This is a genomic window from Micromonospora sp. NBC_01638, from assembly GCF_045209745.1.
Classification (GTDB): Bacteria; Actinomycetota; Actinomycetes; order Mycobacteriales; family Micromonosporaceae; genus Micromonospora.
The window spans coordinates 6,815,886-6,830,153 of sequence record NZ_CP109273.1; the positions used below are offsets into that span (position 1 = coordinate 6,815,886).

The following is a 14,268-nucleotide window of genomic DNA, read 5'->3' on the forward strand; positions in this document are numbered from 1 at the left end:
GGCCTGCCGCCGCCCCACCGCGGCCCCTGGCAACGCTCCGCCGCCGATATCCGCCTTGACCACTCGGGCACGGCAGCGTCAACCTGCGGCGACGGAAACCCGCCGAGCACGGGAATCCGGACGGCGGGCGAGGATGGCGGCGAGGATCTCCGCGCCGTCGACGACCCTCGGGCCGGGGCGGTTGAAGTAGGCGGGCCCGTCGACCACCCACACCTGCCCCCGCCGCACCGCGGGCAGGTCCGCCCAGCCGGGTTGCGCGGCCGCTACGGACAGCTCGTCGATGGTTCGCTCGGGTGTGAACCCGCACGGCCCGAACACCACCACCTCGGGAGCCAGGTCCGGGACCACCGACCACCGGTGCGGGGTGCTGTGCGCACCCGGCCCGAGCAGCAGAGACCGTCCACCCGCATAGCTGATCTGCTCCGGCACCCAGTGCCCGCCGGGCATCAACGGGTCGAGCCACTCGACGAACAGCACCGTCGGCGCGCCGGGCACCGGCCCCGGCATCGAGGCGAGTCGGCGCTCGCTGTCGGCTCGGATCTCCGCCGCCCGGCCTTCGGTGCCGGTCAGGGCGGCCACGGCGTCGACCGTGTCCAGGATCCCGTCGATGGTCCTCGCCTCCAGGGACACCACAGTGGTGTCGAGATCGATCAGACGAACCGCGTCGTTGACCCGCTCGTAGGAGACCGCACACACATCGCACAGGTCCTGGGTCAGGATCAGGTCCGGCTTCAAGTCCTCCAGCATGGCGACGTCGAGCTGGTACAGCGATGATCCTCGGTGCGCGTCACCGGCGATCGCCGCCGAGATCTCCCGACTCGTCAAGGCCTCAGGCAGGGAGGTCGCGGTCACCGCCGGGATGTCGGCCAGGGCCCCCGGTGGCCAGTCACACTCGTGGGTACGCCCGACCAGGTGCCCGGTCAGGCCAAGCATGGCCACGATGTCCGTGGCCGCCGGCAGCAGTGAAACGATGCGCACACCCGCCTGCCTACCAGGCATGACCACGCCACGTCCACTGCGACAGCGCGACCACGGCGGCGGTCACCGACCGTCGCTACGAACCGAGCGCGAGGCGCACCCGAGCGCGACGAACGCGGCCGCGCACCATGACCAGGTGCGCGGTGGCCACGTCGGTGGGCGGCACCGCCCGGTCCCACCGGTCGGCGGTGACCTTGACCGCGACCTCCATCGAGCTGCGACCGGCCCAGGTGATCCGGGCGTCGACGTGCACGACATCGCCGACCCGCACCGCGCGCAGGAACGCCGTCTCGTCGATCGCGGCGGTCACCGCTGGCCCATCCGAATGCCGGGCGGCGACCACCCCGGCCACCGAGTCGATGAGGTTGAGGAATCCGACCCCCGTGCACCGTACCCATCAGGTTGGTGTGGTGCTGATCCATGATCTGCGACAGGGTCAGGTGCGACGCCGACGGCGCTCGGCCGGCGATCGTGGTGGTGTCGTGCACAGCGGTAGTCCGTCCCTCGGGAAACCACACCGCCGGAACGCGGACACACGCTGAGGAGCACGCACCGGCATACTCCGGCCGGCACGTCACCCGCTCAGCCCACCCGCGAGGCCGACGGCAGCGCACACGATTGTGTACGCAGCGCGGGCAGGTCTTCGGACTCGCGGGCCCGACCGGCTGCACGCCGGTCCCCTACTGGCCGTCGCTTCCCAGGCCACTGGCCCAGTGCTGATGACGGCGGTCGTTCCCGCTCACCGCTGCGGGGCAGCCCCGGATTCCCACCGGGTTCCCTCTTACGGCACCCGGCCAGCTTACCACCGGGCGAACCAGCGCCGGGGCGAGCATAGCTGGTCACCGCAGCTGCCCATCCAGCCCGACAGCGCGGCGGCACAGCCTTTCACATTCGTGACACAGGGCTGGAACCGGAGCGTATCCAACTTTTGTTATCTGAGGAAAAAGATCGCGACCTCTTGCGCAAAGCCTCGCCACGGTGAGGATATTCAGATGCGTCGTCTCCCTCAGGCTCCCCGACGGCTGGCCTCGGGCCTGCTCGCGCTCGCCCTCGCCTCGGCGGTCACACTGCTCGCGTCCGCGCCGCCGGCCGCAGCTCACGGGACCCTCGCCATGTCCACCCCGGTGGCCGGCGCCACGGTGAGCGAGCCGCTGACGTCGGTGCAGCTGTACTTCACCGAGAAGGTCGCCGCCAACGCGTACTTCACCATTACCGCCCCAGGTGGCAGCCGGGTCGACAACGGCTGGTCGTACGGGGAGCCGAAGCCGCTAAACAAGCCGGTGCGGGAGTACTTCCTGGTCAACGGGCAGTTCGAGCCACGCGAATACACGACGGGGTTCCCGGCGGTGGTGGCCCTCGCGCATCTGCCCGCCAAGGGTCAGTACTCGGTGAGCTACCTGTCGGTCGCGTCCGACGGTGACACCGTGCGGGGCACGATGACGTTCCGCTACAACGGGCGGGCGACGGCGGCGCCGCAGGGGTGGAGCCCGCCGACGAACCAGCCGGACCCGGCGCTGCTGGCCGCCACCGAGCAGCACAAGTCGTCCGGGCAGGCGTCTGCGGTACCGACCACACCAGTCGAGTCGGCGACCGCACCGGCGGCGGCTCCTCCGGTCGAGTCGACCGACGACGACGGCCCCGGAGCGATGGTCTGGGTCGGCTGGGCGGTGGCGGCCGTGGCAGCGGTGGCCGGATTGATCGCTTGGCGTCGTCGCTCGGCTTCCCGGGGAAGGCCCATCGGCCGGAGCCGCACCCCGGGGACGACCGCCGGCCGACGCAGTTCCGGTGGCCGTTCCGGACACAAGACCGTCGGCGGCAAGACCGGCGCTCGTTCCGGGCACAAGTCCGTCGGCAGCAAGACCGGCGCGATCACAGGCGCCAATGGGCCCGCCACCGGCGGCAGGCGGCGACCCAGCACCCTACCGGCGGCGCGTCAGGGCAACGCGGCTGTCGTGGCCCGGACGGACGTCGCGGTCGATCTGGTTCCGACCGACCGGGAGGCAAAGGCTCTCGGCAGGACGGACAGTGAGTCGAAGCCCGGGCTCGTCACCCCGGCGTCGGCGTCCGACGTGGACGTCGCCGCCATGGCACCGGAATCCCGGCTGAGCAACACCCACCTGACGCTGCTCGTCGGTGGTCTGGTGCTGGCCCTGCTGGCCGGCTTCGGGCTGGCCCGCATCGGCATCGCCGACCAGAGCCCGGCCGCCACCACCGCACGCCAGCCAGTCGGCGGGTCCCCGACCTCGGGGCAGGCGGTGTCCGCCGGTGATGGGCACCAACACGCGCCGGGGATCGGACCCCACACCCATCCGGGTGACGGCTCAACCGGCGAGACACTGGCCACCGGGACGACGGTCAGCGCCAACGGGTACACCCTGCAACCACTCGAGCGGTCCCAACCGCCCGGCGTACGCGCCGACTACCGGTTCCGGATCGTCGGCACCGACCGCCAACCGGCGACCCGCTTCGCAGTCGTCCACGACAAGCCGTTGCACCTGATCGTGGTGGGCCGCGACCTGACCGGCTACCAGCACCTGCACCCGACGATGGCGCCAGACGGCACCTGGAGCGTCCCCCTGACGCTGGCCCGACCCGGCGCCTACCGCGTCTACGCCGACTTCTCCGTCACCGCGCCCAACGGCACGCAGATCCCCCTCGTGCTGGGCGTCGACCACACCGTGCCCGGCGCACACATCCCCGTTGCGCTGCCGCCAGCGCAGGCCAAGGCAACGGCCGGGCCGTACGTGGTATCGATGAGCGGCACCCCGACGGTGGGGGTGACGGCGCCGATGCACTTCCAGGTCAGCGCTGACCCGACCATACCCGTGCAGCTGGAGCGGTACCTGGGCGCGTACGGGCACCTGGTCGTCGTCCGTGAGGGCGACCTCGGGTACGTGCACGTCCACCCCGAGCCGGAGTTGGTCGACGGGACTGTCAAGTTCTGGCTGACCGCCCCGAGTTCGGGCCGGTACCGGGCGTTCTTCGACTTCCAGGTCGGCGGCACGGTGCACACCGCCGAGTACACGATCAACCTGCCCTGAGCGGAAGTTTGCGAATCTGACCCCTAAAGCCGGGAACTGGTTCCCGCCGTCGGCCGACTCAATCTCGACGGGCATGGCGCGATCGGGACGGGGTGCGTTGATGACGGCCAGTCCAGTACGAGCGCAGTGGGATCCAGAACGGTCACTGCATTTGAAGGCACTGCCGTACCGGTCGCTGCAGGTCGGGTTGTCCGGCAGGGCCGTCCACCGATACGTTGACGACTGGATGGTTGCCATCAGGGACATCACCCCCACCGTTCACCGCATGAGGGACCTTCTGGTTGGCGGCGACGTGCAGGCAGCAGCAGCTCACCTACCTGTCGAACATGTCTACCCGCTGCCAGCTCAGATCGCCGCCGGCCTCAACGCCAGCCTGGACGTCACCGCCAAAGAAGTGCCCGAGCAACAGCACCCACAGTGACGGCCGTTCGGCACGCCAGTACGCCCGCTCGGCGGCTACTTATGTACTGGTGCTACGACCGCAGCCCGGCCAGGCTAGGTCGAGGTGACCGGCGGGGTAGCTCTCTCATCGGCTGCCCACCGCGAGTTGGTGTGGCTCTCATTTGGCATGCGCCCCGCCGGTCACCGTGGCGCGGAGAGGCTCAAGAGGGGTCTGCCCAGCTCGAAGTAGCGCTGCCCTCCTCGCCGGATTCAGCCCGGTTCGATCGAGGAGGACGAGCGTGGGACGCGTCATCATCGGCATGGATCCGCACAAGCGGTCCGCGACCATTGAAATCATCAACGACCGCGAGCAGATCCTTGCCCAAGGTCGATTCGGCACCGACCGTGACGGCTACCAGGCGATGCTCAAGGTCGGCCGACAGAACAAGGACCGTGTCTGGGCGGTCGAGGGCTGCAACGGTATCGGCCGGCACATCGCTCAACGCCTCGTGGCTGACGGCGAGACTGTGATCGACGTTCCGGCGAAGCTGTCCGCGCGGGCCCGGGTCTTCGATACCGGTCAGGGCCGCAAGACCGACCCGGTCGACGCTCACAGCGTGGCCGTCGCGGCGTTACGGGCCAAGGGCTTGCGGGAGGTGGCCGTCGACGACGTGACAATTGCGCTGCGGCTGCTGGTCGACCGCCGCGATGGTCTTGGTCATGCCCGCACGGACCTACTCAACCGGATTCACAAGTTGCTCCTGGAACTGGTGCCCGGCGGGGCGAAGACGTTCCTGTCCGCCCCGCAAGCCCGGGCACTACTCAACACGGTCCGACCCCGTGACCTGGTCGGGTCCACCCGCCGGCGGCTCACGTCGGAACTCATCACCGAGCTGGCCCAGGTCGACAGAAAGATCAAGGCCGCGAACAAGGAGCTCACCGAACTCGTCGCCGCCACTGGCAGTGGTCTGCAGGACCTCAACGGCATCGGCCCGTCCGGCGCGGCCCGACTCATCGGCGACGTCGGTGACGTCAGCCGGTTCGCGACCCGTGGCCACTTCGCCTCCTGGAACGGCACCGCGCCTCTGGACGCCTCGTCCGGCGACCAGAAACGCCACCGGCTGTCCCGCGCCGGAAACCGGCGCATCAACCGGGTCCTACACATCATGGCCATCGTCCAGATGCGACACGACACCGAAGGTCGTGCGTACTACCGGCGCAAACTCGCCGCGGGCAAGACCCCGATGGAAGCCATACGTTGCCTGAAACGGCGCCTGTCCGACGTCGTCTACAAGCAGATGATCAAAGATGCCGCCTCGTCGAGGACGGGCCCGGGAGGACACGTGGGGGCGACTCTTCAATCCAGCGCGGCCGACCCAGTCCCCAAGGCCGACACTTCGGAACAGTCACTTCCCGGACCCGCCGAACCCCAGCCTAGAACACCACTCCTCGCCGTCTCTTGACACAGAGGGGTGCCAGATGAGGATGTTTCGTTGGGTTCGAGGACCGGCGGCCTCGGTAGTGGAAGCGCGCGAACGCCAGGCTTCCGATCAGTTCCGCGGGCCTGTTCCTGCGCGGTCGGTGGCGCGGTGGTGGTAGAAGCACGCATGGCAGTTCGCGCGTCCTACGAGTCGATCTTTCGCGGAGGGAAGGACTACGCCGCCGCTCTTGTCGCGGCGCAGCGTGTCCGTAACGTCGACGAGCTTGATCGTGGTGGTGCGAGCCTGCTGGGTACCGCCGGATACTACGGCCACGCCCCGCAAACGAGGTCCCGCGCATATCGAGACGACGGCCTCGGAGCGCGGACACTGCGCCCAGCGGCGGCCGACGTGACGTTCGCGCCGGCCATCAGCTATCCCGCCGCGGACCGTGCGGCGGCATCAAGGCGAGCGCTCGCCCGCCTTGCCGCCCAGGGCGGCGAGGCCCGCCGCTGCTACCGAGAACGCCCACTGCCGCTCCCCTCGAACTCGAGCGCGGCATCGGCAATCGCACCCCCGGCGCACGGCCGGCGAACGCCCCAAGCGCTGCGGCGACCGCAGCTGCCTCGATGTCGGTTCCCATCATCCCTCCTCGTCGGAGGTCGATGCGTCGTCAGGACGGTCAGCTGTTCGAGCGCGCACCAGCCGTACGCCGGTCGCAAGCAGCCACACGAGCCAGGCGGCGTAGCCGGGCATCCCCACGAAGAGGAGCCGTGAGCCGTCCGCGATCGCGAGGTTGGCCGCCCCGGCGGCGAGCAGCAGGCCTCCCCCGGCCACTGCGAGCAGACGCTGCCACGGCGGCGTCAGCTGGCTCGCATGCGCCGCCAGCGCAGCGCCGATGAATGTGGTGCCGAGCGCCGGCAGCGCCAACGCGAAGGCTGCTGCATGCAATTGCCAGGCGAGCTCGAACTCCGGGCTCGGCTCGGCGAGCTCGCCGGCGGACAGCACGACACCGTTCCACAGGACGGCGTAGAGCGCAAAGACTGCCGAGAGGGTCGCGCCTGCGGCCACCGCGAGGCGCGACCAGTCTGCGCCCGCACGCCCGCGGCGCTCGACGAGCCCGTGGAGACCGGTCAGGAACCCGAGCAGCAGCGGCAGGTTCAGCGCCTCCAGGCCGACCGCGATCGCGACCGCGACCCGGTGCTCCGCGTGGAAGGCGAGCACCTCCTTGATCGGGCCCCCGTAGTCTGGCGCTCCGGCCCAGACCACCACCGCGTTCTGGATCGCCACCGACGCTGCCAACGCGATCGCCGTCGCGCCCACGACCCGCTCTCGGAGCGCTCGGGTCGGGGTAGGCCCCGTCGTTGCCGCTGCCGCGCTCACGGGCACGTGCAGGGATTCCAGCGCGGTGGCGGGGTTATGCGGTGATCTCATCTCTCACTCCTTCGTTGCGGTCGGATGATCGGTGCAACACCACGTCATTCGTTGGCGCAGGAATGGTCGGAATTGGTTTCGGAGTCTTCTTTGGCTGTCCGTTCCGGTGATGTGGAACAGATTGCTGGAGCGGCCGGATACGCCGCTACGAGCCCAGGTCGATGGTGGTGGGCCGAAGGTCTACACCGCGGGATCGACTTTGGTCGGATGCCGTGGGGCCCGACCCGGCCGTACCCTTTGATCATGATGGTCCCGGCGGACCCGCAGGATCGGAGTCCGCTACCGGCGGGCGTGACCAGCGATGCTGACCACGATCCGGTACGCCCGGCCGGGCGCACGATCCGCGGCCGGGTGGTCGACGCCGCGTGTTTCCTGCTGGCCGTCGGCCTCACGGTGCTCGCCCTGGGCGACGGCCTCGCGCAACACATCGCACCAGTCCCGCTCACTGTCGACCTCGTCCTCGGCGGCCTGTGCAGTCTGGGGGTGTGGCTGCGCCGACGCTGGCCGGTCGGCTTGGCCGTGGTCGTGGGTCTGGTCAGCGTCTATTCGACGTCGACGGCGGGCGCGGCGTTCGTCGCGCTGTTCACCGTCGCGGTGCACCGGCGCTTCGCGGTGGTCGCCCCGATCGTGGCCGGGTACGCGCTCGTACCGTTCGTGAGGCTGCTGGTCCGCCCGGACGTCCCGGTCGGACCCTGGTCGCAGATCGTGCTGGGCGTCGTCTTCGCGGCCGCGGTGCTCGCCTGGGGCATGTTTGTACGGGCCCGGCGCCAGTCGCTGCGGGAGCGGGCTGGGCGGGTCGAGGCCGAACAGGAACTGCGCGTCGCCGAAGCCCGCCAGGGCGAACGCAACCGGATCGCCCGGGAGATGCACGACGTGCTCGCCCACCGCCTGTCCCTGCTGAGCCTGCACGCCGGGGCGCTGGAGCTACGCCCCGACGCCGCGCCCGAGGAGGTCGCCCGTGCCGCCGGGGTGGTCCGCGACAGCGCCTACCAGGCGCTGGAGGACCTTCGGGAGGTGATCGGCGTCCTCCGCACCGGTGTCGACCGGTCCGACGAGACGCCGGAACGGCCGCAGCCCACCCTGGCCGACCTCCCTGACCTCGTCGACCAATCGCGGCGCGCCGGGATGCGGGTACGGCTCGACTGGCAGACCGACGCGCTTTCCGCCGTACCGGCTGGTGTGGGGCGCAGCGCGTACCGGATCGTGCAGGAAGGGCTGACCAACGCCCGCAAGCACGCCCCCGACGGCGAGGCGGCCGTCACCGTCCGGGCAGCCCCAGGCGACGGCGTAACCGTCGAGATCCGCAACCCGTACCCGGCCGAGACCAGCCCTGCCGGCATCCCCGGCGCCGGCATCGGCCTCATCGGGCTCACCGAACGGGCCGCCCTCGCCGGCGGACGCCTCGAACACGGCCCCACCCCCGCCGGTGACTTCCGGCTCAGGGCCTGGCTACCGTGGCCTACCCTCTGATCGCGGTCGGAACCGGCCTCCGGCCCAGGTGAGCACGGACAAGGAGCCCAACGTGAACGCACCGGTGCGGGTCCTCATCGTCGACGACGACCCGCTCGTGCGGGCCGGCCTCACCATGGTCATCCGCGGCTCGCCGGACATTACCGTGGTGGGCGAGGCCGGCGACGGAAGCGAAGTAGCCGCCGCCGTCGACGTATACGCCCCGGACGTGGTGCTGATGGACATCCGCATGCCCACCCTCGACGGCCTCGCCGCCACCGAACAACTCCGCGCCCGACCCGACCCACCCGAGGTCATCGTCCTGACCACCTTCGACGCCGACGAGTACGTCCTGCGCGCCCTGCGCGCCGGGGCCAGCGGCTTCCTGCTCAAACACACCCCACCCGCCGAGATCCTGCGCGCCATCGCGCGGGTTGCAGCCGGCGAACCTATCCTGTCGCCGACCGTCACCCGACGGCTCATCGCCCACCTCAGCGACACCGGCGCCGCCGCCCGGCAACAGCACGCCACCACCGCGCTGCATCAGCTCAGCGAACGCGAACGCGAGGTCGCCATCGCCGTCGGGCGGGGCAAGTCCAACGCCGAGATCGCGGGCGAGTTGTTCATGAGCGTGGCCACCGTGAAAGCCCACATTTCCCGCATACTCACCAAACTCGATCTCAACAACCGTACCCAGGTCGCCCTGCTCGCCCACGACGCCGGCCTCACCGGCTGACACCGGAAGCCTTCTGGCCCCCGCCCGCACCCGGCGTGGGCGGGCGAGCCGACCCGCTGGCCGGCGAGCCGGCCACCCCTCACCGCCAGACAGCTCAGGCGGGGGCCATCGACCACTTGCTATTGCCCAACTTCCGCACATCGGCATGTCCGGGAGCTGGCCTGCGGACTCGTCATGACGTTCCGTAGCGCGCGGATTGCGGCAAATCAGTACGTTGGCTGCCAGTCACATTCCGGGGCGCGATCAGCGGCATGAGCGGGCGCCGCCGCGCGACCTTTCAGAAGATCACATCGAGGGGCAACAGCGCGAGCGAAGCGCGGTCCACGCGGCGGGCTCGTTTAAGATCATCGGCCGGTGGGCAGCAGCCTGGCTGCGGCGTTACGGGTGAGGATGCCGGCCCGGGTCTTCGGGATCAGCATCGCCGCTACGAAACCGGCGCCGCGCCCCCGGGCGTTGGTGCGGGGTCGGTGCTCGGCCTCGTAGCGTCGGAACGCGGCGACGTGGTCGCCCTCGGCGAGGGTGGCGGCTAGCGTACGGGCGCCGGCGATAGCCATGCTCGAACCGTCGCCGAACAGCGAGACCGAGGCCGCCGCGTCGCCCAGCAGCACCACTCGCCCGACCGACCAGGACGGCAGCACCACCTTGCTGACCGCGTCGAAGTAGAGGTCGTCCGCCCGTTGGGCGCGGGCCAGCAACTCGGGCACTCGCCAGCCGTGCTCGCCCGCGTACACCTCGGCGAGGATCCGCCGGTGCTGGGCGAGGTTGCGGTGGTCGAAGCCTGGGACGGTGGGGTGCCGGAAGATGAACGCGACGCCCGCTTTGCCGCGGACCGGATGCATCGCGACGAGCCGGCCCGGCGTGTTGTGAAGCAGCACGTCGTGCGGATCCTCGGGCGGCTCACCCAGCGGTGTGGTGGCCACGTAGACGCCGAGGTGGCGCACGAAGTCGCGCTCCGGGCCGAAGGCGAGCCGGCGCACCGCCGAGTGCAGTCCGTCGGCCCCGACGACCAGGTCGAACCGGCGGGCCGGGCCGCGTTCGAAGGTGACGTCCACCCCGCCCGGGTCCTGGTCGAGGCGGGTGACGGTGTCGTCGTAGACGAACTCGGCGTCATCGCGGGCAACCGCGCACAGGATCCGGGCGAGATCGGCACGGGGCACCTCGATCTCAGGGGTGCCGGCCGCGCTGCGCGTGGCCGGCATCGACATCCGGCGGCTCAACCGGCCGTCCGAGTCGACGAACCGTATGCCTGTCGCCTGGGTGGCCGCCGCGCGCAGGGCGTCGACCACGCCCATCCGCTCGACCACCGGAAGGGCCGGGCCGCGCACGTCGACGGGGTTGCCGCTGGAGCGCTGGCCGTTCACGCGCTCGACGACCGTGGGACGGAGCCCCGCGCGGGCTAGCCAGTAGGCGAGGGTCGGGCCGGCCACGCCGGCTCCGGAGATGAGTACCGTCCGCATGAGCCGAGATTAATTGCACTGGATGCAGTAGCGCAATAGATGCCGAATAACACTCGATGCGGTAATCTGGTCCCCATGTCACTTCGCGACCGCAAGCGAGCCCGCACCCGCAAGGCGCTGGTCGACGCCGCCATCGACCTGATCGAACGCAAGGGCTACGAGGCGACCACAATTGCCGACATCGCGGCCGCCGCCGAGATCGGCACCCGCACGTTCTTCAGCTACTTCCCAAGCAAGGAGGATCTGCTCTTCCCGGAGACCGACCGTCGGGTGCAGGTCGCGGTCGACGCGATTGCCGGGCGCTCGCCGGACGAGGAACCGGCCGACGTCCTGCTGCGCGCGCTTCGTGAGGCGAACGACGACAGCGAGGACATGACCGGCCGGCTCGCCGTCCTGCGGATCCGACTGACCATGGAGGTGCCCGCGGTCCGCGGCCGCGGCCTGCAACTGCAATGGGACAGCCAGCGCGAGATCGCCCGGCACCTGGCCGCGGCCTACCCCGACCGCCTGGACGAGGTGAGCGCGGTCGCGCTAGTCGGCGCCTTCGTCGGCGCGGCCACCGGTGCCTTGACAACGCTGATGGAGGATCCGCAGCGCCGAGCCGACCCAGCCGCGATCCGCGAGTCGTTGCAAAAGGCCACCGACATCGCTCTGCGCCCATGGGCACCGCAGGACGGGCCCACACGAAAGAGCCCACCACCGGCGGACGCGCCCTGAAACGAACCGTCAGGCGCCGAGGCAGGGCAGGCTGTCCACATCACCGTCGAGGACGGTGACCGGGGCCGTCGTCGCACCGACGTCACCGCTATAGCGTAGGAAACGCACTGTTCTCGGCAAAGTCGCGCGGTCAGCGGCATGAGCGTGCACCTGATCAAGCCGTCCTTGCGGTCGGCGCCGCGCATGTACTGCGTCGACTGCTGTGTTGCTGGCCACACAGGACCTGTCGGCGCTGGCCCCGGCCGACGCCGGCCTGATCGACGCTCCAGTCGTGTACGCCTGCCAGCACGGCTACCGCCGTCCTGGACGGCGTTGCCGTCATTCCGTTGGCACGCCGGGTCATTGGCACCCCGGCTGCTCAGGCAGGGACGGGCTCCAGGTCAGCATCGTCAAAGGGTGGGTAGTTCTCGCTGCCCGTTCGCTCGGCCGCATGAATGTAGGCGGCAAGAGCGTCGCGGGATTGGGAGAGCTTGTCCATTTGATCGTCCAGTCGGTGTAGCCGTGACCGCATCGCGGCCAGCAACTCGGGACACCCGAGCAACTCCGGGGCCTCTCCGACCGCACAAGGCAGCAGGTACGCGATGTCCTCCGAGGACAGACCGGCACCAAGCAGGTGCCGGATCTGCTTCACGCGCAGCGCGGCGCTCTCGTCGTACTCGCGGTAGCCGTTCGCGCCGCGGTCTGCCTCCAGCAGGCCCTGGGTCTCGTAGTAGCGCAACTGATGGGCGTTGACGCCCGTCCGACGACTCAGTTCCCCGATCCGCATCGAAACCTCACTTGACCTTCACACCGGTATCAACGTTGACGATGCTGCCATGACCAACAGAGTTCCCGTGACAGTCATCGGACTCGGACTGATGGGCCAGGCACTCGCCGGCGCGTTCCTGAAAGCCGGGCATCCCACAACCGTATGGAACCGTACGACCTCCAAGGCCGACCAGTTGGTGGCCGACGGTGCCCGGCTAGCGCCAACGGTTGGCGACGCGCTCAAGGCAGGTTCCCTGACGATCATCTGCGTCACCGACTACCAGGCCATGCACGAGCTGCTCAGCGGGACCGAGGTCGAGCTGGACGGCACGATGTTGATCAACCTGACCTCCGGCAGCTCGGCCCAGGCCCGGGAAGCCGCCCAATGGGCCGAGCAGCGCGGCGTCCGCTACCTGGACGGCGCCATCATGGCCGTCCCGCCGACGATCGGGACCGCCGAGGCGGTGATTCTGCACAGCGGGCCGCAGTCGGACTTCGAGGCACACAGGTCGACCCTCGACGCGCTCGGCACCGTCACCTACCTGGGTACGGATCCTGGGCTGGCGTCCCTGTACGACGTGGCCGGCCTCGCCATGATGTGGAGCGTCCTGAACGCCTGGCTCCAGGGCACTGCCCTGCTCAGGACGGCCGGTGTTGACGCCGCAACATATGCGCCGTTCGCACAGCAGATCGCTGCCGTTGTGGCCGAATGGCTGCCTGGGTATGCCCAGCAGATCGACAGCGGCTCCTTCCCAGCCGAGGTGTCGGCCCTGGAGACCGACGCGCGGGCGATGGCACATCTCATCGAGGAGAGCGAGGCGGCGGGTGTCAACGCTGAACTGCCGAAGCTGATCAAGGCGATGGCCGACCGCTCGATCGCCGCCGGACACGGGGGGGAACAGTATCCCGTGCTGATCGAAGAGTTCGGCAAACCCCGCGACGAGTGACGGATCCCGACACCGGGATCTAGCTGCTCTGGCCAATCTGCCGATGTCAGGCATGGCCCGGCTCAGCTGCGTGGTCGGTAGCCCGACGGGCTACCGACCACGCTCAGGGCGCCGCCCCGACGGCGTTCACCGTTCACTCCCGGTGGGAACCGGGATCACACCGGTGTCCGTCATGGCCGTGCCCTTCTCCTCGCCCGTCTTGGCATCCAGGGTGGGCGTCGTCCAGGCTGGCGGACGGCACCCGAACGAGCGACGTGGCGGTCCCGCCACCGCGCGGATTTCGGCAGACCCGGTCTTTCGCTGGCGAGGGTAAGCGCCCGGATCGCGGCATGAGCGGTCGATTCGTTGCTGGAAAGTCCGCCGTGAGCCCGGCCGGCGATCGGGCTCGGAGGTCCAGGCGTTGCCGCTTGCGTTCAAGTGCGCTTTAACGCTGATCCTTGCTTGGGGCGCCTGTCGAGCGGAAGAACCGCAAGCGCCCGGCAGACGCATGAAGGAGGATCCCACGTGGTACCCGAATCGCCGCGCACCCTGCAGCAACGTAAGCAGGACACGCTGGCCCGTCTCGACCACGACCTGGACGCATGGGTCGCCTCAGCGGACCGGGACGGCAACGCCTACCTGGTGCCGCTGTCCTTCCTCTGGGACGGCGCGGCGTTCATCTTGGCGACAGGCGAGTCCAGCCCGACCGGGCGCAACTTGCGTTCCTCTGGACGGGTACGACTGTCAGTCGGCCCGACCCGCGACGTGGTGCTCGTCGACGGCACCGTCGAGACGTTCTCGCGCGAAACCGTGCCAGCCAATCTGGCCGACGCATTCGCCGCGAAACTCTGGGATGCACGGATAGGCACGACCCGCTACGCGTACTTCCGGGTGACACCTCGCCGGATACAGGCGTGGCGGGAGGAGAACGAGCTCGCCGGCCGGGACCTGATGCGTAATGGTCGCTGGCTGGTCTGACGGCCA

12 protein-coding genes, 1 pseudogene and 1 riboswitch are annotated in these 14,268 nt (G+C 69.8%); of the genes and pseudogenes, 8 read left to right on the forward strand and 5 right to left on the reverse strand.

The genetic code is table 11. The features are described from left to right. Positions 1-78: 78 nt before the first annotated feature. Together OG811_RS31645 and OG811_RS31650 are read right to left on the reverse strand one after the other, a co-directional pair. Positions 79-978 carry an ABC transporter substrate-binding protein gene (locus OG811_RS31645; RefSeq protein ID WP_406070990.1) on the reverse strand — a complete coding sequence of 300 codons (900 nt, stop codon included), beginning with the start codon at positions 976-978 and terminating at the stop codon, positions 79-81. 76 nt (positions 979-1,054) lie between these two features. Next, positions 1,055-1,330: a hotdog domain-containing protein gene (locus OG811_RS31650; RefSeq protein ID WP_406070992.1), complete on the reverse strand. Its 276-nt coding sequence runs from the start codon at positions 1,328-1,330 to the stop codon at positions 1,055-1,057. A 264-nt stretch (positions 1,331-1,594) separates the two neighbouring features. Next, a riboswitch (cobalamin riboswitch) is annotated at positions 1,595-1,792 on the reverse strand. Between the two features lie 178 nt (positions 1,793-1,970). On the opposite strand from OG811_RS31650, the gene OG811_RS31655 reads away from it, so the two are divergent. The 3 genes and pseudogenes from OG811_RS31655 to OG811_RS31665 all read left to right on the forward strand — a co-directional run bounded on the left by OG811_RS31655 (position 1,971) and on the right by OG811_RS31665 (position 5,863). Further along, on the forward strand, positions 1,971-4,019 hold the full coding sequence (locus OG811_RS31655) for a copper resistance protein CopC (RefSeq protein WP_406070994.1): 2,049 nt from the start codon (positions 1,971-1,973) through the stop codon (positions 4,017-4,019). A 100-nt stretch (positions 4,020-4,119) separates the two neighbouring features. Next, a pseudogene (locus OG811_RS31660) lies at positions 4,120-4,440 on the forward strand (DUF4291 family protein); the annotation flags it as partial. Positions 4,441-4,699: 259 nt separating this feature from the next. Beyond that, positions 4,700-5,863 (forward strand): IS110 family transposase, encoded by a 1,164-nt coding sequence (locus tag OG811_RS31665; protein ID WP_406070020.1) that lies wholly within the window; start codon positions 4,700-4,702, stop codon positions 5,861-5,863. A gap of 597 nt (positions 5,864-6,460) precedes the next feature. Here OG811_RS31665 and OG811_RS31670 read toward each other — a convergent pair. Further along, positions 6,461-7,252, reverse strand: coding sequence for a hypothetical protein (locus tag OG811_RS31670; RefSeq protein WP_406070995.1), 792 nt, complete (start codon positions 7,250-7,252; stop codon positions 6,461-6,463). Positions 7,253-7,495: 243 nt separating this feature from the next. On the opposite strand from OG811_RS31670, the gene OG811_RS31675 reads away from it, so the two are divergent. Together OG811_RS31675 and OG811_RS31680 are read left to right on the forward strand one after the other, a co-directional pair. After that, positions 7,496-8,722: a sensor histidine kinase gene (locus OG811_RS31675; RefSeq protein WP_406070997.1), complete on the forward strand. Its 1,227-nt coding sequence runs from the start codon at positions 7,496-7,498 to the stop codon at positions 8,720-8,722. Positions 8,723-8,750: 28 nt separating this feature from the next. Then, positions 8,751-9,437 (forward strand): response regulator, encoded by a 687-nt coding sequence (locus tag OG811_RS31680; protein WP_406070999.1) that lies wholly within the window; start codon positions 8,751-8,753, stop codon positions 9,435-9,437. Positions 9,438-9,781: 344 nt separating this feature from the next. On the opposite strand, the gene OG811_RS31685 is transcribed toward OG811_RS31680, so the two are convergent. Beyond that, on the reverse strand, positions 9,782-10,894 hold the full coding sequence (locus OG811_RS31685; RefSeq protein WP_406071001.1) for an FAD-dependent monooxygenase: 1,113 nt from the start codon (positions 10,892-10,894) through the stop codon (positions 9,782-9,784). A gap of 75 nt (positions 10,895-10,969) precedes the next feature. Between OG811_RS31685 and OG811_RS31690 the strand changes: the two genes are divergently transcribed. Continuing rightward, entirely contained in the window at positions 10,970-11,611 is a 642-nt protein-coding gene (locus OG811_RS31690) for a TetR/AcrR family transcriptional regulator (RefSeq protein ID WP_406071002.1), read from the forward strand. A gap of 358 nt (positions 11,612-11,969) precedes the next feature. Here the strand turns inward: OG811_RS31690 and OG811_RS31695 are convergent, their stop codons facing one another. Further along, positions 11,970-12,377, reverse strand: coding sequence for a MerR family transcriptional regulator (locus OG811_RS31695; protein WP_406071004.1), 408 nt, complete (start codon positions 12,375-12,377; stop codon positions 11,970-11,972). Here OG811_RS31695 and OG811_RS31700 point away from each other — a divergent pair. Both OG811_RS31700 and OG811_RS31705 read left to right on the forward strand, forming a co-directional pair. Then, the gene (locus OG811_RS31700; protein WP_406071005.1) at positions 12,340-13,305 is read left to right on the forward strand and encodes an NAD(P)-dependent oxidoreductase; all 966 of its coding nucleotides are present in this window, start codon (positions 12,340-12,342) and stop codon (positions 13,303-13,305) included. The two genes, OG811_RS31695 and OG811_RS31700, sit on opposite strands and share 38 nt — an antisense overlap. A gap of 504 nt (positions 13,306-13,809) precedes the next feature. Then, on the forward strand, positions 13,810-14,262 hold the full coding sequence (locus OG811_RS31705; RefSeq protein WP_406071007.1) for a pyridoxamine 5'-phosphate oxidase family protein: 453 nt from the start codon (positions 13,810-13,812) through the stop codon (positions 14,260-14,262). Positions 14,263-14,268: the final 6 nt, after the last annotated feature.